Origin of the sequence: Mesorhizobium sp. LHD-90, assembly GCF_030929505.1 — a bacterium.
GTDB lineage: Bacteria > Pseudomonadota > Alphaproteobacteria > Rhizobiales > Rhizobiaceae > Kumtagia.
The window spans coordinates 1-21,199 of the sequence record NZ_JAVFVV010000019.1 but is presented as its reverse complement, the minus strand read 5'-3'; the positions used below and the strand labels follow the sequence as shown (position 1 = coordinate 21,199).

Annotated in this window: 22 protein-coding genes; 15 read left to right on the top strand and 7 right to left on the bottom strand. The window is 65.4% G+C overall.

Annotated features, from left to right (window positions below):
• Nucleotides 1-81: 81 nt before the first annotated feature.
• The 3 genes from RB623_RS23355 to RB623_RS23345 all read right to left on the bottom strand — a co-directional run bounded on the left by RB623_RS23355 (nt 82) and on the right by RB623_RS23345 (nt 2,948).
• Nucleotides 82-1,728 (bottom strand): acyl-CoA synthetase, encoded by a 1,647-nt coding sequence (locus RB623_RS23355; protein WP_308059425.1) that lies wholly within the window; start codon nt 1,726-1,728, stop codon nt 82-84.
• Nucleotides 1,729-1,803: 75 nt separating this feature from the next.
• Entirely contained in the window at nt 1,804-2,436 is a 633-nt protein-coding gene (locus RB623_RS23350) for a pyridoxamine 5'-phosphate oxidase family protein (protein ID WP_308059424.1), read from the bottom strand.
• Between the two features lie 47 nt (nt 2,437-2,483).
• Nucleotides 2,484-2,948 carry a DUF1348 family protein gene (locus RB623_RS23345; protein WP_308059423.1) on the bottom strand — a complete coding sequence of 155 codons (465 nt, stop codon included), beginning with the start codon at nt 2,946-2,948 and terminating at the stop codon, nt 2,484-2,486.
• A 178-nt stretch (nt 2,949-3,126) separates the two neighbouring features.
• Between RB623_RS23345 and RB623_RS23340 the strand changes: the two genes are divergently transcribed.
• Nucleotides 3,127-4,044 carry a LysR family transcriptional regulator gene (locus RB623_RS23340; protein WP_308059422.1) on the top strand — a complete coding sequence of 306 codons (918 nt, stop codon included), beginning with the start codon at nt 3,127-3,129 and terminating at the stop codon, nt 4,042-4,044.
• Here the strand turns inward: RB623_RS23340 and RB623_RS23335 are convergent.
• Nucleotides 4,001-5,179 (bottom strand): OpgC domain-containing protein, encoded by a 1,179-nt coding sequence (locus RB623_RS23335; RefSeq protein WP_308059421.1) that lies wholly within the window; start codon nt 5,177-5,179, stop codon nt 4,001-4,003. The two genes, RB623_RS23340 and RB623_RS23335, sit on opposite strands and share 44 nt — an antisense overlap.
• A gap of 170 nt (nt 5,180-5,349) precedes the next feature.
• Nucleotides 5,350-6,120: a sulfite exporter TauE/SafE family protein gene (locus tag RB623_RS23330; RefSeq protein WP_308059420.1), complete on the bottom strand. Its 771-nt coding sequence runs from the start codon at nt 6,118-6,120 to the stop codon at nt 5,350-5,352.
• A 165-nt stretch (nt 6,121-6,285) separates the two neighbouring features.
• Between RB623_RS23330 and RB623_RS23325 the strand changes: the two genes are divergently transcribed.
• From RB623_RS23325 to RB623_RS23295, 7 genes are all read left to right on the top strand, one after another.
• Complete coding sequence (locus tag RB623_RS23325; protein ID WP_308059558.1) at nt 6,286-6,942, top strand: thiamine phosphate synthase; 657 nt, start codon at nt 6,286-6,288, stop codon at nt 6,940-6,942.
• A gap of 3 nt (nt 6,943-6,945) precedes the next feature.
• Nucleotides 6,946-7,956 carry a tetratricopeptide repeat protein gene (locus RB623_RS23320; RefSeq protein ID WP_374121731.1) on the top strand — a complete coding sequence of 337 codons (1,011 nt, stop codon included), beginning with the start codon at nt 6,946-6,948 and terminating at the stop codon, nt 7,954-7,956.
• A gap of 89 nt (nt 7,957-8,045) precedes the next feature.
• Nucleotides 8,046-8,612 (top strand): elongation factor P, encoded by a 567-nt coding sequence (gene efp, locus RB623_RS23315; RefSeq protein ID WP_308059419.1) that lies wholly within the window; start codon nt 8,046-8,048, stop codon nt 8,610-8,612.
• 17 nt (nt 8,613-8,629) lie between these two features.
• A complete protein-coding gene (locus RB623_RS23310; RefSeq protein ID WP_308059418.1) occupies nt 8,630-9,430 on the top strand; it encodes an inositol monophosphatase family protein in 801 nt (266 codons plus the stop codon).
• A gap of 122 nt (nt 9,431-9,552) precedes the next feature.
• Complete coding sequence (locus tag RB623_RS23305; RefSeq protein ID WP_308059417.1) at nt 9,553-10,233, top strand: hemolysin III family protein; 681 nt, start codon at nt 9,553-9,555, stop codon at nt 10,231-10,233.
• Nucleotides 10,234-10,505: 272 nt separating this feature from the next.
• Nucleotides 10,506-11,525, top strand: coding sequence for a MotA/TolQ/ExbB proton channel family protein (locus tag RB623_RS23300; protein WP_308059416.1), 1,020 nt, complete (start codon nt 10,506-10,508; stop codon nt 11,523-11,525).
• A gap of 1 nt (nt 11,526) precedes the next feature.
• Nucleotides 11,527-12,558 (top strand): peptidoglycan -binding protein, encoded by a 1,032-nt coding sequence (locus tag RB623_RS23295; protein WP_308059415.1) that lies wholly within the window; start codon nt 11,527-11,529, stop codon nt 12,556-12,558.
• Between the two features lie 130 nt (nt 12,559-12,688).
• Here the strand turns inward: RB623_RS23295 and RB623_RS23290 are convergent, their stop codons facing one another.
• Nucleotides 12,689-13,042, bottom strand: coding sequence for a DUF1304 domain-containing protein (locus RB623_RS23290; protein WP_308059414.1), 354 nt, complete (start codon nt 13,040-13,042; stop codon nt 12,689-12,691).
• A 114-nt stretch (nt 13,043-13,156) separates the two neighbouring features.
• Here RB623_RS23290 and RB623_RS23285 point away from each other — a divergent pair, with 114 nt between their 5' ends.
• The 6 genes from RB623_RS23285 to RB623_RS23260 all read left to right on the top strand — a co-directional run bounded on the left by RB623_RS23285 (nt 13,157) and on the right by RB623_RS23260 (nt 18,850).
• The gene (locus RB623_RS23285) at nt 13,157-14,200 is read left to right on the top strand and encodes a 2-dehydropantoate 2-reductase (protein ID WP_308059412.1); all 1,044 of its coding nucleotides are present in this window, start codon (nt 13,157-13,159) and stop codon (nt 14,198-14,200) included.
• Nucleotides 14,201-14,437: 237 nt separating this feature from the next.
• Nucleotides 14,438-16,090 carry an FAD-binding dehydrogenase gene (locus RB623_RS23280; RefSeq protein ID WP_308059411.1) on the top strand — a complete coding sequence of 551 codons (1,653 nt, stop codon included), beginning with the start codon at nt 14,438-14,440 and terminating at the stop codon, nt 16,088-16,090.
• A gap of 31 nt (nt 16,091-16,121) precedes the next feature.
• Nucleotides 16,122-16,895 carry a glucose 1-dehydrogenase gene (locus RB623_RS23275; RefSeq protein WP_308059409.1) on the top strand — a complete coding sequence of 258 codons (774 nt, stop codon included), beginning with the start codon at nt 16,122-16,124 and terminating at the stop codon, nt 16,893-16,895.
• A 39-nt stretch (nt 16,896-16,934) separates the two neighbouring features.
• A complete protein-coding gene (locus RB623_RS23270; protein WP_308059408.1) occupies nt 16,935-18,083 on the top strand; it encodes an amidohydrolase in 1,149 nt (382 codons plus the stop codon).
• Nucleotides 18,084-18,149: 66 nt separating this feature from the next.
• A complete protein-coding gene (locus RB623_RS23265; protein ID WP_308059407.1) occupies nt 18,150-18,422 on the top strand; it encodes a hypothetical protein in 273 nt (90 codons plus the stop codon).
• Nucleotides 18,419-18,850, top strand: coding sequence for a type II toxin-antitoxin system VapC family toxin (locus tag RB623_RS23260; protein WP_308059406.1), 432 nt, complete (start codon nt 18,419-18,421; stop codon nt 18,848-18,850). The genes RB623_RS23265 and RB623_RS23260 overlap by 4 nt, the downstream gene beginning before the upstream one ends.
• Before the next feature lie 4 nt (nt 18,851-18,854).
• On the opposite strand, the gene RB623_RS23255 is transcribed toward RB623_RS23260, so the two are convergent.
• On the bottom strand, nt 18,855-20,642 hold the full coding sequence (locus RB623_RS23255; RefSeq protein WP_308059405.1) for an ABC transporter transmembrane domain-containing protein: 1,788 nt from the start codon (nt 20,640-20,642) through the stop codon (nt 18,855-18,857).
• 172 nt (nt 20,643-20,814) lie between these two features.
• On the opposite strand from RB623_RS23255, the gene rpmE reads away from it, so the two are divergent.
• Entirely contained in the window at nt 20,815-21,036 is a 222-nt protein-coding gene (rpmE, locus tag RB623_RS23250; RefSeq protein WP_308059404.1) for a 50S ribosomal protein L31, read from the top strand.
• The last annotated feature ends 163 nt before the right edge of the window (nt 21,037-21,199 follow it).

Here is a 21,199-nt window from a genome sequence, read left to right as displayed (position 1 = left end):
AGGACACGGCTCTTAGACATCCGTACTGTTTCGGACTCATGCCGGCGTCGCAACAATACGATACGGGCCGTTACGCTCCGGTTACGATTCCCGGATTTTGGCCATCTCGCGCAGCCGGAATTTCTGGATCTTTCCCGTGGAAGTCTTGGGGATTTCGGTGAATGTCACGCTTTTCGGAACCTTGAAACGCGCCAGCAACGAACGGCAATGCTCGATCATCTCGGCTTCCGTCGCGGCCTTGCCCGGCTTGAGCTCGACATAGGCCACCGGGACCTCGCCCCATTTGTCGTCCGCGCGCGCCACCACGCCGCAGAAGGCCACCGCCGGATGCTTGTAGAGCGCCTCCTCGACCTCGATCGACGAAATATTCTCGCCGCCGGAGATGATGATGTCCTTTGAGCGGTCCTTGAGCTGGATGTAGCCGTCGGGGTGCATGACGCCGAGATCGCCGGAATGGAACCAGCCGCCCGAAAAAGCCTCGTCGGTCGCCTTGCGGTTCTTCAGATAGCCCTTCATGACGATGTTGCCGCGGAACATCACCTCGCCCAGCGTCTCGCCGTCGGCCGGCGTTTCCGTCATCGTTTCGGGGTCCATCACCGTCAGCCCTTCCAGCGAGGCGTAGCGCACGCCCTGCCGCGCCTTCTTCGCGGCGCGGCCGCCGCGGTCGAGCGCGTCCCATTCGCCGTGCCACTCGTTTACCACGGCGGGCCCGTAAGTCTCGGTCAGTCCGTAGAGATGGGTGACGGCAAAGCCCGCGTCAGCCATGCCCGACAGCACCGATTCAGGCGGTGGCGCTGCCGCGGTGTTGAAGGTCACCTGCTGCGAAAAGGCGCGCTTGTCCTTCTCCTCGGCGTTGATCAGCGTCGCCATGACGATCGGCGCGCCGCAAAGATGGGTGACGCCGTGGTCGGCGATGGCATCATACATCGCCTTCGGCCGTACCCAGCGCAGGCAGACATGCGTGCCGGCCTGCACGGCCAGCGTCCATGGAAAGCACCAGCCGTTGCAATGGAACATCGGCAGCGTCCACAGATACACGGCGTGTTTGGTCATGCCGGCATGGACGGTGTTGGTGTGCGCCATCAGGGTGGCGCCGCGATGATGGTAGACCACGCCCTTCGGGTTGCCGGTGGTACCGGATGTGTAGTTCAGCGAGATCGCGTCCCACTCGTCGTCCGGCATTTGCCAGGCGAAATCCGGATCGCCCGACTGCACGAAGGCCTCGTAGTCGAGCGAACCGATCCGTTCGCCCTTGGCATAGGGCGCGTCCTGGGGATATTCGGGATCGTCATAGTCGATCACCAGCGGTTTGACCTTGGCCAGCACCAGCGCCTGGTTCATCACGCCGGAAAACTCGCGGTCGACGATGACGATCTTCGATTCGGCATGGTCGAGCTGGAAGGCGATCACCGCGGCGTCGAGCCGCGTGTTGAGCGAATGCAGCACGGCCTTCGTCATCGGCACGCCGAAATGCGCCTCCAGCATCGCCGGCGTGTTCGGCAGCATGACGGTGACCGTGTCGCCCTTGCCGATGCCTTTTTGCGCCAGCGCCGAGGCGAGTTGCAAGGAGCGCCGCCAGAAGTCGCGGTAGCTGGTTTTCGATCTGCCGTCGATGATCGCGGTGTGGTCCGGATAGGTTTTGGCCGCACGCTCCAGCAAGGTGAGCGGCGTAAGCGGCTGGTGGTTGGCCGCGGTCCGGTCCAGCCCGATCTCGTAGATATTGGTCAAGGTTTTCCCCCGTTGTCTCCTGGTGGGGGAACCTAATGCAAACTCTTCCAGAATTGCAGACCCTTCCGCCGCAATTCAGCCGCTTGGCGAGGAAGCGTTTTCCCTCAGCGCCGCGATTTCAGCCTCTAGCGCAGCTATACGGCCATCCCGCTCGGCGAGAGCCGCCGCAACGTCGGCCGCGTCGAAACGTTGTGGAATATGCTGCGGGCAGTTGACGTCCCAGGCCCCCACCGAGAACAGGATCGCCTGCTCGCCGCGCGCCCTGTATCCTTCCGGCATCAGCCGGCCGACCAATTCCGGATCGTCCTCCACCACCCGCGCCGTGCCCCATATCTTGACGCGCCGCCGGTGTGCATAATCGATCAGAAACAGGTAGGCCCTGGCGTTCTCGGCGAGATTGCCGGTGGTGATGTACTGCCGGTTGCCGGCATAGTCGGCAAAACCGATCGTGGTGTCACCGAGTACCTTGAGAAACCCCGGCGGACCGCCGCGGTGTTGGATGTAGGGCTGGCCGTCATGGCTGGCCGTGCCGAGAAACACGCTGGTCTGCTCCGCCAGGAAGGCGGCAAGGTCCGGCATGATCCGGGTCTGCCAGCCGCCATTCGCCTCGACGCGCTCATAGGCATTTCGCGATCCCTTGCGGCTCTGCACGGCCTTGACCGACGGCGTGAAAGCGATGTCGCTCGAATAGGTCGGGTGACTGTCCATGAAAATCCCCTTGGCGGGAACGGAACGCCGTCCATGATCCGCCTTGTCTAAAGGCCGAGGTCGCTAAGCGATGGGTGGTCGTCCGGCCGGCGGCCGAGCGGCCAGTGATATTTGCGTTCGTTTTCGGCGATCGGCTGGTCGTTGATGCTGGCGATGCGCAGACGCATCAGGCCTTCGCCGTCGAACTCCCAGTTCTCGTTGCCGTAGCTGCGGAACCAGTTGCGGCTGTCGTCGTGCCATTCATAGGCGAAGCGCACGGCGATACGGTTGTCGTGAAAGGCCCACACCTCCTTGATCAGCCGATATTCGAACTCCCGGCCCCATTTGCGCTGGAGGAAGGCTTCGATCGCCTCGCGGCCCTGAATGAATTCAGCGCGGTTGCGCCAGCGGCTGTCGAGTGAATAGGCAAGCGCGACCTTGGCGGGGTCGCGGCTGTTCCATGCATCCTCGGCCATCCGCGCCTTCTGCGCGGCGGTCGCGGCTGTAAATGGCGGCAAGGGCGGTCGGCTCATCGGTTCATCTCCTGTTTGAGGGCGCCGCTCTCTGAACCGAGGCGCCCGGTCCGTCTTTTCGCTTTGCCCGGCCATTTCGCCCGAAAGCAACCCTGCATCCGAGCCTCATATAAGCCATTGCAAAATTCGGAATTAGATGGCGATACTGATAGTCGCCCTTCCGAAAAATGGAAGAATCATGAACCGGCTCGAAGCCATGACCGTACTCCTCGACGTGGTCGACGCCGGCAGCCTCTCGGCGGCGGGGCGGCGACTGGGCATGCCGCTCGCCAGTGTCAGCCGGAAGATTTCCAGCCTGGAGGCACATCTGAAGGCACGCCTCCTCAATCGCTCGACACGCCAGTTGACCTTGACCGAGGCAGGCAGAACCTATGTCGCGGCGTGCCGGCGTATCCTCGAACAGGTCGGCGACGCGGAACGGACCGCTGGCGGCGAATACAGCGCGCCACGTGGCGATCTGACACTGACCGCGCCGGTCGTGTTCGGCCGTCTGCATGTGTTGCCCGTCGTGTCGGACTTCCTGAAAACCTATCCGGAGATCGACATGCGCCTGGTTCTGTCAGATCGGGTGGTGCATCTTCTCGAAGACCATATCGATGTCGCCCTGCGCATCGGCCAGCTCCCCGACAGCAGCCTCGTGGCCACGCAGCTTGGCACTGTCAGGCGCGTGATCTGCGCCAGTCCCGGCCATCTTTCCCGGCACGGCGCCCCGAAGACGCCCGCCGACCTCGCTCTGCACGACTGCGTGACCTTCGAGGGACTGAACTCCCTGGCGGCCTGGACCTTCGGCGCCGGCAAGTCCGAAATATCGGTTCCCATCAAACCGCGTCTCACCGTCAACACCGCCGAGGCAGCCATCGACGCCGCAGCCGCCGGCGTCGGCATCACGCGTGTTCTCTCCTATCAGGCGGCCAGCGCGGTCGAGGAGGGACGGCTTGCGATCCTGCTGCAGGAATTCGAGCCGGCGCCGTTGCCGGTGAGCCTGGTGCATGCCGGCCACGGGCTCTTGCCGCTCAAACTGCGTGCCTTCCTTGAGTTCGCCGCGCCGCAGCTCAGGGGGAGGCTCGCACCAAGCCCGCTTGCATCTCCCGCGTAACCTCGGCCTGTGGAACGCGCGGCTGTGCCGGGCGCTTGCCGCCCCAGCCGATCGACGGCAGCCATTCCAGCCAATAGGCGAGCGCGAACTGCAGCGCCATGCCGGCGGCGATCAGGCTGGCATCGAACAGCAGGTGGCCGCCATAGACGGCCTTCAGCACCTGCGCCACCATGGCCAGCACCGTGCCGGCGATAAACACCGGCAGCGAGTGCTTTCCGAGGATCGCCAGCGGGTTGTCCGGGCTGGTGCGGGCGAGGTTGGAAAGCGACGGGATCGCCACGATCAGATATGCGAGCGCCAGCACATGCAGCAGCCGCGGCAGCGACAGAAACGTCTTGTCGAAGCCGGCCAGCACCACAGGCAGGTCGACCGAAGCCTCCAGCCCCCACAGATGCCAGCGGATCCAGACGAAGGAAAGCACGATGTAGGCCAGCGAGATCGCCGCCAGCGGCGTGCTGTAGCAGATCGTGCCGCCGCGCCGCACGTGCAGCATGCAGGCCATCCCGATCACGAACAGGAACTGCCAGGACAGCGGGTTGAGAAACCAGAACCCGTCGGTCGGATAGTTTTCCGGCGCGATCTGCCAGTAGCCGGCCGCGAACCACACCAGCCCCGATACAGTCACCATCAGCACCAGGTTGATGCGACTGAGCAGCAGGAACAGCGGCAGGATCAGCAGCACCGCGGCATACATCGACAGGATGTTGTTGTAGCCGACCTGGTGCCCGAGCGTGGCGAGACCGACCAGCGCACGCGGCGTGTCCTCGACCAGCGCGCCGATATTGATCATCTCCAGCAGTTTTGGCCGCGCGAACCACAGCGCGGAGGCCGAAAAGATCGCCAGCGTCGCCACCGTCGTCACGATATGGGCGACATAGAGCGTGCCGGCGCGCCGCCACGCCTTCAGCGTCAGCAGCAGCCGGTTGCCGGGCTCGAATTTCATCCCGTAGGCCAGCCCCAGCGCGATCCCGGAAATCAGCACGAAGGCTTCGGCCGAATCGGAAAAACCGAAATTCTTGTGGGTGACGTGCTCGAAGATCGTGCCGGGCACGTGGTTGACGAAGATCGTCAGCAGCGCCAGCGCTCTGAACACGTCGATGCGGGTGTCCCGCTGTGAGATCGCACGAATGGTCATCGCGGCGTTAAAGCCCCTCGTCCGGATAAAGTTCCCGCCGCATTACCCGAATCTGCCACTGGCGGCCGGATGCGGCAGCGATGTGGCGAGCCTGTTGAAAAGCCTTGGGCTTTCGGCTGCGACGCGATCACGAAATATTTCGACCGGAGGTTCGGCCTCGCTCAGCGCTGCTAAAATAGCTGCGCTGCGCCGTCCCACAGCAGCTTCACCGCGATCAGCGCGACGGTGGCGTAGGTGAACGGATAAAAGATCTCCGGCCGCATGCGGCGCACCAGCCACGCGCCGGCAAGCGTCGCCAACGGCGCGATCGGCATCAGCGCAAAGGAAGCAGCGAGATTGGCCGTGTCGAACTGGCCGAGGGCGAAATAGGGCCCGAGTTTCACGGCGTTGCTGACGGCGAAGAAGATGGCGGCGGTGCCGGACAGCACCTTCGGGTCGAGCCTGAGCGGCAGGGCGTAGACCTGGAAAGGCGGGCCGCCGACATGCGCGACGAAGCTGGTGAAGCCGGCCACGGTTCCCCAGAATGCGGCCATGACGCCGTTGCGCTCCGCCCTGTGGGCGGCGCCGTGGCGAAGCTGTTGGAAGACCCAGCGCAGCACGAAGACCAGCGCCGCCGCCCCGACGATGAGGCGCACCATGTCCGCCGTCACCAGCGAGGCTGTCAGCCAGCCGGCGCCGATGCCGGCAAGCGAGCCGGGCAGCATCGACCCCAGCAAGGCGCGGTCGTAGACGCCGCGCCAGCTCCACAGCGAGACGATGTCCATCAGAACCAGGATCGGCAGCAGGATCGCCGCCGCCTGCACCGGCGAGATCGCCAGCGACATCAGCGGCACGCCGACGAAACCCACGGCGCCGCCGAAGCCGCCCTTCGACAGGCCAACCAGGATGACGGCCGGGATCGCTGCGGCGTAGAACCACGGGTCGGTGAGGAGAGGAAGCATGCGGAGGGGCCTTTCGCGCCTCTCCTAACGCGCGCCGCCGGCTTTGGCGAGTGCGCCCTGTTCAAAACCGGCCGCCTGCTCTATGCCAAAATGCAAACACGATCGCGCGGCATGGCTCCGCGCTTCCGCTTGAATCGAGATCACAAGGCGCTGCGCCGCATCGACATGACCGACAAATCGCCCCCGAACCGCTGCCGCCTCGTGCTGATCGCCCCGCGGGATGAAAGCGCCGAGACGTTTGGCCCGCGCCTGCTGGAGGCCGCGGCCGGCGGCGACATCGCCTCGATCATCATCCCGGCGCGGGGCGACGAAGCGTCGTTCCAGGATTTCGCCGCGCCGGTCGTGCGTCTCGCCCAGACCGCCGGCATCGCCGCCATCGTCGCCGACGACAGCCGCATCGCCGGCCGCGTCGGCGCCGACGGCATCCATCTGCAGGCGGGCAAGGACGAGCTCGGGGAGGCGGTCGGGCGCTGGCAAGGCAAGATGATCGTCGGCGCCGGCGGCGCGGCCACCCGCGACGACGCGCTGGAACTCGGCGAGACCCAGCCCGATTATATTTTCTTCGGCCGCTTCGGTTTCGACACCAAGCCGGAGCCGCACCGCCGCAATCTCGCGCTCGGTCAGTGGTGGGCGGCGGTCGTCGAGATTCCCTGCATCGTGCTCGGCGGCTCGGACGTCGCCTCCGTCGAGGCGGTCGCCGCCACCGGGGCGGAGTTCGTGGCGCTTTCCAGCGCGGTGTTCGGCGACGGCGTCGACCCGCGTGCGGCGGTCGGACGCGCCAATGCGATCCTCGATCGCACCGCCCCGGCATTCGGGGACTAGACCGTGCCGCTGTCCAGGAATCGTGTTTGTCTCGTCCTGCTCGCTCTGGCGCTTGCCGCTTCGGCGGCCATGCCGGCGTCCGCCGTGGAAACGGAGGGCGACCCGCTCAAGGTGATCCCGGCCGATCCGGAGCGCTTTTCCGGCGGCCTGACGCGCGAGAACAATGTCGACCCGGAGCGCTTCGGCAAGCTGCCGGACGCCGCCTATGGCGCCTTCCAGCGTGGGCTCTACATCACCGCCTACAACCTTGCCCTGCCGCGCGCCGAAAACGGCGACCCGGCGGCGCAGACGCTGGTAGCGGAAATCCTGTCGCGCGGCCTCGGCATGAAACGCGACGAGGCCAAGGCGGCGCAATGGTATGCGCGCGCTTCCGAGCGGGGCGTTCCGGAAGCGCAGTTCCAGTATGCGCTGGTGCTGATGGACGGACGCTTCGTCAAGAAGGACGACAAGGAGGCCTATGCGCTGATGCAGGCGGCGGCCGAGGCCGGCAATCTGTTCGCCCAGTTCAACTTCGCCCAGATGCTGGTGAAGCGCGAGCCGGACGCGCGCGGGCTGGAAAAGGCCGTCGCCTATTACCAGCGTGCCGCCGACGGCGGCCTCGCCGATGCGCAATACGCCATGGCCCAACTCTACGCCAATGGCAGCGGCGGCAAGCGCAAGGACGAGGCCGAGGCCCGCCGATGGCTGCTGCTTGCCGCGCGCCAGAATTACGATACCGCGCAGCTCGACCTCGGCCGCTGGCTGATGGCCGGGCGCGGCGGCGAGCGCGACCGCAAGTCCGGTTTCGGCTGGATGCTGCGCGCGGCGCGCGGCGGCAATGTCGCGGCGCAGAACGAGGTCGCGAAACTCTACATGCAGGGGCTGGGCACCGACCCGGACAACCGGCTGGCAGCGGCCTGGTATATCCTCGCCCGCCGATCAGGGCTGGTCGATCCGACGATGGAGGATTTTTTCGACGGCCTGACCGACGAGGAGATCAAGCAGGCGCTGGAGCGCGCGAACCGGCTGAGATAGGCGCGCTCCCTTGCCTCTTCGGCCGTTTTATGGTCTGGAGGCGCCAAGATCGCCCGCCGGCGACATCCCTTTTCCGGAAAACCTAAGAAATGGCCAAGATCAGCGGCAACGAAATCCGTCCGGGCAGCGTCATCGAGCACCAGGGCGGCCTGTGGGTGGCGGTCAAGACCAACACGGTGAAGCCCGGCAAGGGCGGCGCCTACAACCAGGTCGAGCTGAAGAACCTCATCAACGGCACAAAGCTCAACGAGCGCTTCCGCTCCGCCGAGACGGTCGAGCAGGTCGATCTCGAACTCAAGGACTTTTCGTTCCTCTACGAGCAGGGCGACGCGCTGATCTTCATGGACACGGAAAGCTACGAGCAGCTCGAACTGCAGAAGGATTTCGTCGGCGACCGCGCCGCCTTCCTGCAGGACGGCATGATGGTGACGGTGCAACTCTACGAGGAGAAGCCGATCGGCATCCGCCTGCCCGACCAGGTGGTGCTTGAGATCACCCAGGCCGATCCGGTGGTGAAGGGCCAGACGGCGGCCTCGTCCTACAAGCCGGCGATCCTGGAGAACGGCATCCGCGTGCTGGTGCCGCCTTTCATCGAGGCCGGCGAGCGCATCCTGGTCGACACCAGCGAAGTCGCCTATCTGCGCCGTGCTGACTGACGCCGGAGTTTCTTGACATGGCCCGCTCCGCTCTCCTCAACGTCATGGTCCAGGCCGCTATGAAGGCCGGCCGCTCGCTGTCGCGCGATTTTGGTGAGGTGCAGAACCTGCAAGTCTCGCTGAAGGGTCCCGGCGACTATGTCAGCCAGGCCGACCGCAAGGCGGAAGAGATCGTCTTCACCGAATTGTCGCGCGCCCGGCCCGGCTACGGTTTCCTGATGGAGGAGCGCGGCGCGGTTGCTGGCGACGACGACCAGCACCGCTGGATCGTCGATCCGCTCGACGGCACCACCAATTTCCTGCACGGCCTGCCGATCTTCGCCGTGTCCATCGCGCTTGAGCGCCAGGGCCATGTCGTCGCCGCCGTTGTCTACAACCCGGCCATGGACGAACTCTACACCGCCGAGCGCGGCGGCGGCGCCTTCCTGAACGACCGCCGCCTGCGGGTTGCGGCGCGCGCAAAACTGTCGGACGCGGTGATCGGCACAGGCGTGCCGCATCTCGGCATGACCGCTCATGGCAACTATCTGGTCGAACTGCGCAACGTCATGGGCGAGGTGTCAGGCATCCGCCGACTGGGTTCCGCCTCGCTCGACCTCGCTTATGTTGCCGCCGGCCGCTTCGACGGTTTCTGGGAATCGGGCCTGCACCCCTGGGACATCGCCGCCGGCATGCTGCTGATCCGCGAAGCGGGCGGCTTCGTGTCGGATTTCGATGGCGGGCAGGCGATGTTCGACGACCACACCGTCGTCGCCGGCAACGAAGCGATCCACAAGGCACTGCTGAAGACGATCAAGAAACCCGTCAGCGCGCGCTGAGCCGGGGTTCGGGCGTCTCGGTTCGAACGAAGCTTCAGGCTCCGCCACGCCCGCGACCATCCGCCGCTTGCCAGCCTGCTGCCCGGAATGCTGATATCGGGCTCCTTGCTGGCATGAGGGCGATGAACGACATTTCCGCCATCGACATCCCGTTTCGTGGCCGCTTCGCCTATTCGAGGGCGGAGTTGATCGCCGACGGCGTCGTTCATGCGGTCGGCCTCGTCGCGGCGATATCGGCGGGCTCGATCCTGCTCGCCTTCGCCGCCTTCCACACCGGCCCTTGGGAATATGTGGCGACGCTGCTCTACGTCGCGTCGCTGCTGACGCTGATGTCGATCTCTTTCGCCTACAACCTGTGGCCGGTGTCGCCGACGAAATGGAAACTTCGCCGGCTCGACCACGCGGCGATCTATCTGCTGATCGCCGGCACCTACACGCCCTTCCTGGCGCAACTCGACGATCCGGCGCTCGCCGGCGGCATGGCCGCGCTGGTCTGGGGCGCCGCGGCGACCGGCATGGCGATCAAGATCTTCGTGCCGGGCCGCTTCGACCGCCTGTCGGTGGTGTTCTATCTCGCCATCGGCTGGAGCGGTGTTGTGGTGGCGCGTTCGCTGGTCGCGACCTTGTCCGAGACGACGATGTGGCTCATCGTCGCCGGCGGCATCGCCTATACCTGCGGCGTCGTCTTCTTCGCCTGGCAGCGGTTGAAATTCCAGTCCGCCGCGTGGCATGGTTTTGTGGTTGCCGGCGCCGGGCTGCATCTGGCAGCGATGATGGACTGCCTGGTGATCGGCCGGGCCTGACCGCGCAAACCCGCGCCGCTCAACGCATTGCGGGCGCCGCGCCTTTCATTTTCGTCACATTTCCGTTTAGAGTCCCGGGCAAAGGAAAATGCGGCATGGATTCGGGGCACCAGAGCAATGTCCGACCAGATTGAACCATTCTGCCGGCGACGGTTTGGGCCAAGGTCGAGGGCTTTGTCGAATGGCCGCACTGGAGGTGCGGTCGAGACAAAGTCCGAAGGGTCCGAAGGACGCTCAAACCGGCCCGACCAATCTGATCGGACATTGCTCTGATGTCCTTCTTGAAAAATCTCGGGGGCGGCGAAACGACCGATCAGTTCGATCCCTACAAGCTGTCGAGCCCGCAGGTTTTCCTGCTGTCCATGCTGATCTTCCTGGCGATCGTCGCCTTCATCGCGGCGATCCTCACCCGCCAGATCACGTCGGCCTTTGCCACCAATCCGGGCCTCAACGGGCTGATCGCCGGTGTGCTGCTGGTCGGCATCCTGCTCGCCTTCGGCCAGGTGATGCGGCTGTTCCGCGAGGTGCGCTGGGTGAATTCGTTCCGCGCCGGCTCGGAGGCGAACGAGCCGGTGCTGCTGGCGCCGATGAAGGCGATGCTCAGCCGCTCCTCGGCCATGGCGCTGTCGACCAATTCGATGCGCACCATGCTGGATTCGATCGCCACACGCCTCGACGAAAGCCGCGACGTCTCGCGCTATCTGGTGGGGCTGCTGGTCTTCCTCGGCCTGCTCGGCACATTCTGGGGCCTTCTGGGCACCATCGGCTCGATCGGCGAGACCATCCAGTCGCTCGATGCGGGATCCGGCGACACGGCAGCCGTGCTGGAAGCCTTGAAGGCCGGCCTGTCGGCGCCGCTTGCCGGCATGGGCACGGCGTTCTCCTCGTCGCTGTTCGGTCTGGCCGGATCACTGATCCTCGGCTTCCTCGACCTGCAGGCCGGCCGGGCGCAGACGCGCTTCTACACCGAGCTCGAGAACTGGCTGTCCTCGGTCACCGACCTGTCCTCCGACGTCGCCGTGCCGTCCGAGCTGGCGCGCTCCGGCGCCGCCGACGAATTGAAGGTGCTCGGCGAGCGGCTGCGCGCTTTGCAGGAGAACGGCGGCTCCAATCCGCGCGTCGCCACCGCCATGGCCAATCTGGCCGACGGCATTTCCGGCCTGGTCAAGAACATGCGCAGCGAGCAGCAGATCATGCGCGACTGGGTGGAGGCGCAGTCGCAGGAACAGAAGGCGCTGCGCACCACGCTCGACAGGATTGCCGAAGCGCTGAAGAAGCGGGAGATGAACTGACATGGCGCTGGCCCGCGCGCGCCGCAACGACCGCCGCATCGACTACTGGCCGGGTTTCGTCGACGCGCTGTCGACGCTGCTGCTCGCCATCATGTTCCTGCTGTCGGTCTTCGTGCTGGCGCAGTTCCTGCTGTCGCGCGAAATCTCCGGCAAGGACGAGGCGCTGACCCGCCTCAACTCCCAGATCAACGAACTCACCCAGTTGCTGGCGCTGGAGAAATCCAGCACCCAGGACGCCGAGGACCAGCTCATCAACCTCCAGGCCTCGCTGCAGGCTGCCGAGACCGAACGCTCCCGCTTGCAGCAACTGCTCGACCGCGGCGCCGGCGCCGGCGCGGCTGCGGATCAGCGCATCGGTACGCTTTCTGGCGAACTCGATTCGCAACGCCAGATCAGCCAGCAGGCGCTCTCCCAGGTCGAGCTGCTCAACCAGCAGATATCGGCGCTGCGCAAGCAGATCGCCGCGCTGGAGGACGCGCTGGACGCTTCGGAGTCGCGCGACCGCGAATCCAACACCAAGATCGCCGATCTCGGGCGCCGGCTGAACGTCGCTCTGGCGCAGCGTGTGCAGGAACTCAATCGCTACCGCTCCGACTTTTTCGGCCGGCTGCGCGAGATCTTGTCCGACCGCGAGAACATCCGCATCGTCGGCGACCGCTTCGTCTTCCAGTCGGAAGTGCTCTTCCCGATCGGCTCGGACGAGATCAACGAGGACGGCCGCGTCGAGATGACCAAGCTGGCGCAGGCGCTGATCGAACTGCAGAAGGAAATCCCGCCGGAGATCAACTGGGTGCTGCGCGTCGACGGCCATACAGACAACCGGCCGCTTTCCGGCACAGGGCGCTACCGCGACAACTGGGAGCTGTCGTCGGCGCGCGCCACCTCGGTGGTGAAATTCCTGATCGCCAACGGCGTGCCGGCAAATCGCCTCGTCGCCGCCGGTTTTGGCGAATACCAGCCGCTCGACCCCGCCGACGGGGACGAGGCGCGCAACCGCAACCGCCGCATCGAGCTGAAGCTTACGGAAAGGTGAGATCGAGGCGCGGCTACGACATCCGCATGGAGGGCCAACGAACTGCGGAAAGCCGTCTCGGCACGACCATCCGACCGCAACGCCTCTGCCTCAATCTGAAATTCAGCGGCCGCCGGCGGTCGGCCTGCTTTCACAGGCCTGCGTAGAGACAGATAAGCGCCAAGGCGGCCGGCGCGGCCTGAACGTACAGGATGCGGCGCGACACGGTTGCCGCGCCGAACACGCCGGCGATGACGACGCAGGCAAGGAAAAACACTTTTATCGCAAACCCCGCCTCGCCGAGCCAGAGCCCCCAGACGAGTCCGGCCACGAGAAAACCGTTGTAAAGACCCTGGTTGGCCGCCAGCGCCTTCGAAGCCGCCGCGAACTCAGGTGTCGTGCGAAACACTTTTCGACCCAGCGGCTGGTCCCAGGCGATCATCTCCAGATACATGAAATAGAGGTGGAGCAGCGCCACCACGCCGATCAGCACATTCGCGATCATTTTTTGCCCTCCCGCCGGCGTGTCGACGCCCTTGCCAAGCTGAGCGCATCACCGCGCCTTGCGTCAACCGGCGAGTCGGTGTCCTGTCGGGCGAACAGGATTGCGGGAAGAGCGATGACGATCGACGGCGGCATTCCGGACTCTTCATCGGGACCGATCTGCGTCTTCGGCGCCGGCAGCATCGGCTGCTATGTCGGCGGCAGGCTGGCCGCGGCCGGCGCAAAAGTGCGCTTCATCGGCCGCGCCCGGTTCGGCGAGGCGATCGCCAAAGGCGGCTTGCGGCTCGCCGACCATCGCGGCGCCGACTTTTGGCTGGAACCCGGTTCGGTCGACTATCGCACCGATCCGCAGGCCCTTCGCGACGCCGCCCTCGTGCTGGTCACCGTCAAGGCTGGCGACACGGCGGACGCGGCTGCCGTGCTGGCCGACCATGCGCCGCCGGAGGCGATCGTCGTCAGCTTCCAGAACGGCATCGGCAACGAGGAAATTTTACGCGAGGCGCTGCCCGGCCGGACGGTATTGGCGGGCATGGTGCCGTTCAATGTCGTGCAGCTTCCCGGCCCTGCCTTCAAGCAGGCGACCCAGGGTGCACTCGACGTCGAGCAAAGCGCGGCGCTGGCTCCCTTCCTGCCGGCCTTCGAGAAGTCCGGATTGCCGCTCACGCAACACGCAGACTTTCGGCCCGTGCAATGGGGAAAGCTGCTGCTCAATCTCAACAACGCCGTCAGCGGCCTGTCGGGCCTGACCTTGCGCGAGGAACTGTCGCAGCGCGCCTATAGGCAATGCCTTGCCATGGCGCAGCGCGAGGCGCTGGCGGCGATGAAAGCCGCCGGCATCCGCCCGGCAAAACTGACCGCGCTGCCGCCAGCGCTGGTGCCGTGGCTGCTCGGGCTTCCCGACTGGCTATTTTTGCGGATCGCCGGCAGCGTATTGGAGGTCGATGCCGCCGCTCGTTCGTCGATGATCGACGCGCTCGACGCCGGCCGAAAAACCGACGTCGACTGGCTGAACGGCGAGGTCGTCCGGCTGGCGAAGAAGAACGGGGTCCCAGCCCCGGTCAACCTAAAACTGGTCGAACTGGTGCATTGCGCCGAGAGCGGCAATCGCCGCCGCTGGAGCGGCCCGGACCTGCTCGCAGAATTGCGTTCGGCCCGCTAGCCGGTACAGTCACGGAAAAGCAGGACTATCGCGTATGAGTATACCCCCCACCCCTAGCCCCTCCCCACAAGGGGGAGGGGGACCAGATGCATCTCCGCTAAGCACCAATCATCGACGGTTTTGGTCGGCATAGCGGCCGCAAAGTCCCCCTCCCCCTTGTGGGGAGGGGCTAGGGGTGGGGGTACGAGGCGGTTAAATCCGTTGCGCTTTGTATGCGCCGCATAAACGGGAGGAAAGATGGCCGAACAAGCCGATGCCATCGTCGTCGGCGCCGGGCTGGCTGGGCTGGTGGCGGCTGCCGAACTGGCGGATGCCGGCAAGCGCGTCATCGTCCTCGACCAGGAGGGCGAAAACTCGTTGGGCGGCCAGGCGTTCTGGTCGCTCGGCGGGTTGTTCTTTGTCGACAGCCCGGAGCAGCGGCGCATGCGCATCCGCGACAGCCGCGCGCTGGCGCTGCAGGATTGGCTCGGTTCGGCGCAGTTCGACCGGCCAGAGGATTTTTGGCCGCGCAAGGTTGCCGAGGCCTATGTCGATTTCGCAGCCGGCGAGATGCGGCCCTGGCTTTACGCGCAAGGCATGCGCTGGTTCCCGGTCGTCGGCTGGGCCGAGCGCGGCGGTGGCCACGCGCATGGCCACGGCAATTCGGTGCCGCGTTTCCATTTGACCTGGGGCACTGGCCCCGGCGTGCTGGAGCCTTTCATCCGGCGCGTGCGTGAGCACGAGGCCGCCGGCCGCGTGCAGTTCCGCTTCCGCCATCGGGCGACGCACCTGTCGAAAACGAACGGCTCAGTCACCGGCGTCACCGGCGAATTGCTGGAACCGTCAACTGTCGGGCGCGGCCAGAAATCCGGCCGCACGGTCATCGGCGATTTCGAATTTGCCGCCGACGCAGTGCTGATCACGTCGGGCGGCATCGGCGGCGATTTCGATCTGGTGCGAAAGAACTGGCCACGCGACAGGTTGGGCGAGCCGCCGCGTTCGATGGTCGCCGGCGTGCCGCCGCATGTCGACGGCCGCATGATCGGCATTGCGCAGGAGGCGGGCGCGGCGGTGATCAACGCCGACCGCATGTGGCATTATACCGAGGGTCTGCGCAACTGGGCGCCAATCTGGCCGAACCACGGCATCCGCATCCTGCCCGGTCCGTCCTCGCTGTGGTTCGACGCGCTCGGCGAGCGGCTGGAGGCACCCTGCCTGCCCGGCTTCGACACGCTGTCGACGCTGAAGCGCATCCTCTCGACCGGCTACGATTTTTCCTGGTTCGTGCTGACCCAGAAGATCATCAGGAAGGAGTTTGCGCTCTCCGGTTCCGAACAAAACCCGGACCTGACGTCGAAGAGCTGGCTCAACGTGCTGCGTAGCCGGCGCGGCGCGGGCGCGCCGCCGCCAGTCGAGGCATTCAAGAACAAGGGTGAGGATTTTGTGGTCGCGCAAAATCTTTCCGACCTCGTCGCCGGCATGAACCGGCTGACCGATTCTCCTCTGCTCGACCTGGAGCGGCTGAAACGCCAGATCGAGGCGCGCGACCGCGAGGTCGACAATCCGTTTTCGAAGGACGCGCAGATCACAGCGATGCGCGGCGCCCGCGCCTATCTCGGCGACAAGCTCATCCGCACCGCAAAACCGCACAAGATCCTCGACCCGGCCAACGGCCCACTAATCGCCGTCAAGCTGAACATCCTAACCCGAAAAACACTGGGCGGCATCCACACCGACCTCGACGGACAGGTGCTGGACGCCGTCGGTGCGCCGATCCCCGGCCTGCACGCGGCGGGTGAGGCCGCCGGTTTCGGCGGCGGTGGTTATCACGGCTACAACGCACTGGAGGGCACGTTCCTCGGCGGCTGCATCTTTTCGGGGCGCAACGCCGGCCGGGCGGCCGCCCGCTGATACGCATCAGACGACAGAAGGAGGGAATTCGATGAGCGAACTGCCGAGTTTCGACCTTTCAGGAAAGACCGCGCTGGTCACCGGCGCCGGGCGCGGCCTCGGCCGGGCGATCTGCCTGGCGCTGGCGCAGTCCGGCGCCAACATCGCTCTCGGGCTTCGTGATCGCAACCAGGACGGCGGCACCGCCGCCGACGTCAGGACGCTCGGCCGCGAGGCGCTGCCCTTGCAGATGGACGTTCTCGACCTGAAACAGTCCTACGCAGCGGTCGACGAGGCGGAAAAGCATTTTGGCAGCGTCGATATTCTGGTCAACAATGCCGGCGGCGGCACCGAGGGGCCGGTCGAGAATTTTTCCGAGGAAGAATTCGACTGGACCGTCGGCTACAACGTCAAGGCAAGCTTTTTCATCGCCCAGCGCGTCGCGAAGAAGATGATGGCGCGCGGCAAGGGCGGCGCCATCGTCAACATGAGTTCGCAGGCTGGCTTTATCGCACTTCCCGGCGAGGCCATCTATTGCCTGACCAAGGCCGCGATCGCCCACATGACCAAATGCATGGCGGTCGAGTGGGGCAGGCACGGCATCACCGTCAACGCCGTCGCCCCGACTTTCATCGAAACAGACGGTACGTCGGAAGCCCTTGGAAACCCCGATTTCAAGGCCGACGTGATCGAGCGCATCGCCGCGCTCCACAGGATCGGCAGGCCGGCCGAAGTCTCAGGCGCGGTCGCCTTCCTTGCCTCCCCCGCCGCTTCGCTGATAACCGGCCAGACGCTGATCATCGACGGCGGCTGGACGGCGCGCTGAGGACAGCATGCCGCCAATAACGCAGGGATCGGAATACACATGGAACTGACCAATCGAGATATCGCCGATCTCGTCGCCTTCCGGCGCGAGCTGCATCGCTATCCGGAAATCTCCAACGAGGAGGAGCGGACGGCAAAGCGGGTGGTCGATTTCCTCGCCGACACCGGCCCGAGCGACGTGCTCACCGGCCTCGGCGGCCACGGGGTCGCGGTGGTTTTCAACGGCGTCGAACCGGGGCCGACCGTGCTTTTCCGCAGCGAACTCGATGCGCTGCCCATCGCAGAATTGCCGGAAATCCCGCACCGCTCCACCATACAAGGCAAGTCGCATATGTGCGGCCATGACGGCCACACCGCCATCCTCGCCGCGCTCGCACGCCAGTTCGGCCGCCGCGCTCCGGCGCGCGGGCGCGTCGTGCTGATGTTCCAGCCGGCGGAGGAAACCGGCGACGGGGCGGCAGGCGTGGTGGCCGATCCGCGCTACGAAAAGATCCGGCCGGATTTCGCTTTCTCGCTGCACAATCTGCCCGGCACGCCGCTCGGCCATGTCCGGCTGAAGCCCGGCGTCGTCAATTGCGCCTCGCGCGGCATGCGCATCGTGCTCGACGGCAAGACGGCCCATTCCTCCATGCCGGAAACCGGCATCTCGCCGATGCTCGCCGTCAGCCGGCTGATGCCGGCGCTGGCGAAACTCGGCGGCGGCAGTTTTCACGATGACGATTTCGCCATGGTCACCGTTACCCATGCGTCGATGGGCGAGCCGGTTTTCGGCATCGCGCCCGGCCATGCCGAGATCCGCGCCACGCTGCGCACCCGCCTCGACGAGCGGATGGCCGGCCTCTGCGCGGCGGCCGAAACGCTGGTGCGCGAAGCCGCCGAAAAGGAAGGCCTGCGCCACACGATCGACTATCACGAGATTTTTGTCGCCAGCCTCAACGCGCCGGAAGCCGTGGAGCATCTGCGCGCTGCGCTCGACGCCGAGGGCATTTCACACGACGAGGAAGAACTGCCGATGCGCGGCTCCGAGGATTTCGGTATCTTCGGGCGCTCGTCGAAATCAGCGATGTTCTACCTTGGCGCCGGCGTCGGCCGGCCGGCCCTGCACAATCCGGACTACGACTTTCCTGACGACCTGATCGCCATCGGCGCCCGCATTTTTATGCGCACTGCACGCAATCTGCTCGGGTGAAAGGCGTACGACCGAAATTTGCATACGAAACAGTATGAGGATACGATACGCGCAGGAGATACGGCAATGAACGCATCCGGTCCGAAGGAACGCGCGACGTTTTCAATCGCCCGCGACGTCAAGCGTCGGCTCGAGCGCTCTGTGCCCAAAAGCAAGCGATCGGGTTTCGTTGAAGACGCGATCGAGCAAGCTTTGCGGGGCGTCAAAAAGCGGGAAGCGCTGGCGGCAATTCGAGATTTCAAACCGTATCCCCTAAAAGGCCCCGGCGCGGTGGAGACCTTGCGGGAAATCCGGACGCGGCGCGATGAGGAACTGGCGTCCCGCCATGGTGACGAATGATCGTTGTCGATGTGTCCGTTTTCGCGAAGCTGTTTCTCGACGAACCGGACCACGACCAGGCCGAGGCATTGTTTTCTCATGCCTTGGAAGCGGAATTGCCGTTGGTCGCGCCAAGCCTGCTTTTGTATGAGGCCTTGTCGATCGGGCTCCGGCATGGCGTCCCGTTCGAAGCGATCATGGGTTTGCTCGGGCGCCTACGCGTCGCCCGGCTGGAAATCTCGGAACCGGCCGAAAGCGATCTTTTGCTGGCGGAACGGATCGCGACGACGGGCAACAAAGCCGCAGGCTATGCGGGATCGCAAGACAGCATCTACCATGCCATGGCGATCCAGCGTGGTGGCATGTTCGTCACCGCCGACGCTCGCCACGTCGCCAAGGCGGGGCATTTCGGCCACGTGACGCTGCTGGCCGACTGGCGTCCCGGTTGAACCGCTACTCCGCCGCCCTTGAGAAGCCCGTCACCTTGCCGTCGGCGAATTGCAATTCGGCCAGCCGCGCGTAAAGCCCGCCCTGGGCGACGAGACTGTCGTGCGTGCCTTGCTCGACGATCCGCCCGCCATCCATGACCAGGATGCGGTCGGCCTTGAGCACGGTCGCCAGGCGGTGGGCGATGACGATCGTCGTGCGTCCCTGCATCAGCCGTTCCAGCGCGGTCTGCACCGCGCTCTCGCTCTCCGCGTCGAGCGCCGAAGTGGCTTCGTCAAGCAGCAGGATCGGCGCATCGCGCAATATGGCGCGGGCAATCGCGATACGCTGCCGCTGGCCGCCCGACAGCGTCACCCCGCGCTCGCCGACCTGCGTCTCGTAACCATCCGGCAGTTTGCGGATGAATTCGTCGGCAAATGCGTCGCGGGCCGCTGCCTCGATCTCTCCAACCGACGCCCCGGGCCGACCGAAGCCGATATTGTCGCTCGCCGTCGCAGCGAACACGGTCACGTCCTGCGGCACGATGGCGATCCTGGCACGCAGCTCGGCGGGATCGGCCGTTGCTGTATCGACGCCGTCGACCAGAACCGTGCCGGATTGCGGATCATAGAAGCGCAGGATCAGCGAGAAGATCGTGCTCTTGCCGGCACCCGACGGACCGACGACCGCAATTCGTTCTCCCGGTCTGGCCGAAAAGCTCAAGCCATGCAGCGCCGGCAGGTCGGGCCGCGACGGATAGGAGAAAAAGACGTCGCGGAACTCGACCGAGCCCGCCGGCTTCTTCGGCAGCGGTTTCGGATCGGCCGGCCGTGCGACCGCCGGCGTCTCCGCCAGCAGTTCCGTCAGCCGCTCGGCCGCTCCGGCGGCCTGGCTGAGTTCGCCCCACACTTCCGACAATGCCCCAAGCGCGCCGGCGGCGAACACCGAGTAGAGCAGGAACTGACCCAGCGTGCCGGGCGAAATCTCGCCCGAAAGCACGTCGCGCGAACCGAACCACAGCACCGCGACGACGGACGCGAAGATGGTGAAAATGGCGAAGAAGGTGAGCAGCGCGCGCGCGAAGACGGAAGACCGGGCTGCTTCGAAGGCTGCCTCGACCGACCGCGCGAAGCGCCCGGTCACCAATGTCTCGTTAGTGAAAGCCTGCAGCGTGCGGATCGCACCGATCTGCTCGCTGGCATAGGCCGACGCCTCGGCCAGCGTATCCTGCGCCATGCGCGACTTGCGCCGCACCGAGCGGCCGAAGGCGACCAGCGGCAGCACGATGACCGGGATGGCAACGATCACCAGCCCGGACAGCTTTGGGCTGGTGACGATCATCATGCCGACCGCGCCGAGGCCGAGGATGATGTTGCGGAGCGCCACCGAAGCGGTGGCGCCGACCGCCGACTTGATCTGCGTGGTGTCGGCGGTGAGCCGCGACACGATCTCGCCGGACTGCACCGTGTCGAAAAAGGCCGGCGAGAGCGTGGTGACATGCGAAAACACGTCGCGGCGGAAATCGGCGACCACGCGCTCGCCCAGCGTGATGACGAAATAGTACCGCGCCGCCGAAGCCGCCGCGAGCACCGCCGCCAGGACGACGAGCATCGAGAAATAATTGGCGATGAAGGTGGAGTCCGAGGACGAGAAACCGTGGTCGATCATCCGGCGCACCGCGAGCGGCAAGGTCAGCGTCGTTGCGGCGGCCGCCACCAGCGAAATGCCCGCGCCGATCGCCAGCACCCGATAGCGCAGCACGTAGGGCAGCAGGCGGCGGAGCGGCTTCAGCGAGCGCCTTTTCGTTTCCTCCATCGGTTTCCTTCCAGGGCGCGGCGGCCTTGTGATTCAAATCCGGCTGGTGTATAGGCCGGCCGACCGTTTTTGTGGCCGCGGCAGTTCCATAGCTGCGGCTTCATTCGTTTTGACAGTGCGCGCATCGCCGCAGGGCTCGGCCGGCATGCCCGCGATAGCCAGGAACAGACCGATGAAAGAGAAGATCCATCCCGACTACCACACCATCAAGGTCGTCATGACCAATGGTACGGAATACCTCACCCGCTCGACCTGGGGCAAGGAAGGGGACACGATGAACCTCGACATCGATCCGACCACCCATCCGGCCTGGACCGGCGGCCAGCAGACGCTGCTCGACCGCGGCGGCCGCCTCTCCAAGTTCAAGAACAAGTTCGCCAATCTCGGCATCTAAGCCGCGGCACAGCGACGGTTTTCAAAGCCCCGCTTCGGCGGGGTTCAGACTGCTGACAAACCCCTGGCATTAGCCGGGGGTTTTTGATTCACTGGGTCATGTTGAAGCGACCCGTCCCCGAACAGACCGCGCTCGAAATTGTGACGTTGGATCAGTTGGTCCC

Coding starts and splice junctions, on each gene's coding strand:
- RB623_RS23350 (WP_308059424.1), bottom strand. CDS start 2,436: ATGGACAGTCACCCGACCTATTCGAGCGACATCGCTTTCACGCCGTCG.
- RB623_RS23345 (WP_308059423.1), bottom strand. CDS start 2,948: ATGAGCCGACCGCCCTTGCCGCCATTTACAGCCGCGACCGCCGCGCAG.
- RB623_RS23340 (WP_308059422.1), top strand. CDS start 3,127: ATGAACCGGCTCGAAGCCATGACCGTACTCCTCGACGTGGTCGACGCC.
- RB623_RS23335 (WP_308059421.1), bottom strand. CDS start 5,179: ATGACCATTCGTGCGATCTCACAGCGGGACACCCGCATCGACGTGTTC.
- RB623_RS23330 (WP_308059420.1), bottom strand. CDS start 6,120: ATGCTTCCTCTCCTCACCGACCCGTGGTTCTACGCCGCAGCGATCCCG.
- RB623_RS23325 (WP_308059558.1), top strand. CDS start 6,286: ATGACCGACAAATCGCCCCCGAACCGCTGCCGCCTCGTGCTGATCGCC.
- efp (WP_308059419.1), top strand. CDS start 8,046: ATGGCCAAGATCAGCGGCAACGAAATCCGTCCGGGCAGCGTCATCGAG.
- RB623_RS23310 (WP_308059418.1), top strand. CDS start 8,630: ATGGCCCGCTCCGCTCTCCTCAACGTCATGGTCCAGGCCGCTATGAAG.
- RB623_RS23305 (WP_308059417.1), top strand. CDS start 9,553: ATGAACGACATTTCCGCCATCGACATCCCGTTTCGTGGCCGCTTCGCC.
- RB623_RS23300 (WP_308059416.1), top strand. CDS start 10,506: ATGTCCTTCTTGAAAAATCTCGGGGGCGGCGAAACGACCGATCAGTTC.
- RB623_RS23295 (WP_308059415.1), top strand. CDS start 11,527: ATGGCGCTGGCCCGCGCGCGCCGCAACGACCGCCGCATCGACTACTGG.
- RB623_RS23290 (WP_308059414.1), bottom strand. CDS start 13,042: ATGATCGCGAATGTGCTGATCGGCGTGGTGGCGCTGCTCCACCTCTAT.
- RB623_RS23285 (WP_308059412.1), top strand. CDS start 13,157: ATGACGATCGACGGCGGCATTCCGGACTCTTCATCGGGACCGATCTGC.
- RB623_RS23280 (WP_308059411.1), top strand. CDS start 14,438: ATGGCCGAACAAGCCGATGCCATCGTCGTCGGCGCCGGGCTGGCTGGG.
- RB623_RS23275 (WP_308059409.1), top strand. CDS start 16,122: ATGAGCGAACTGCCGAGTTTCGACCTTTCAGGAAAGACCGCGCTGGTC.
- RB623_RS23270 (WP_308059408.1), top strand. CDS start 16,935: ATGGAACTGACCAATCGAGATATCGCCGATCTCGTCGCCTTCCGGCGC.
- RB623_RS23265 (WP_308059407.1), top strand. CDS start 18,150: ATGAACGCATCCGGTCCGAAGGAACGCGCGACGTTTTCAATCGCCCGC.
- RB623_RS23260 (WP_308059406.1), top strand. CDS start 18,419: ATGATCGTTGTCGATGTGTCCGTTTTCGCGAAGCTGTTTCTCGACGAA.
- RB623_RS23255 (WP_308059405.1), bottom strand. CDS start 20,642: ATGGAGGAAACGAAAAGGCGCTCGCTGAAGCCGCTCCGCCGCCTGCTG.
- rpmE (WP_308059404.1), top strand. CDS start 20,815: ATGAAAGAGAAGATCCATCCCGACTACCACACCATCAAGGTCGTCATG.